The organism is Micromonospora sp. DT4, assembly GCF_049841675.1.
GTDB lineage: Bacteria > Actinomycetota > Actinomycetes > Mycobacteriales > Micromonosporaceae > Micromonospora.
Genome location: NZ_JBNCKT010000433.1, coordinates 1 through 357, shown reverse-complemented (window position 1 = coordinate 357; position 357 = coordinate 1). Strand labels below are relative to the sequence as shown.

General features: G+C 71.4%; 1 protein-coding gene. It reads right to left on the bottom strand.

Features of this window, described 5'->3' with window-relative positions; genetic code table 11:
* On the bottom strand, positions 1–181 hold a 181-nt coding region (locus ACLQ24_RS30450; protein WP_425895176.1), incomplete at its 3' end, for a hypothetical protein.
* Positions 182–357 lie beyond the last annotated feature (176 nt).

The window sequence follows — 357 nt, the reverse complement described above, 5'->3', positions numbered from 1 at the left end:
AGCGCTGTGGGATCGGCAGGTGTTCGCCACAGCTCACAAACGCCGGTTTGAGGGTGCGGAACTCCTCCGACGCCACCACGGCGTCACGCAGGGGGTTGATTCCGCCCGCCGCCGGGCCGGGAGGCCGGGTCGGCACGGGACCGGGTGCCTCGGGTGCCGCGCCACGTTGATGCGCTGACACCTCATCGATCATCGCCAACCCGAACGGGAGGACGAGCTCCTCCCGAGGTTCACCCCGGTTCCCGGCCGACGTGTGTCTCCCGAGCCCGGCGGCGGCTACCCGCCCACCGTTTCGACGAATCGCCCCGGCGCGAGCCGGGGCGGGAGGTGCAGCCATCATGTTCCGCCCGCTGTTGG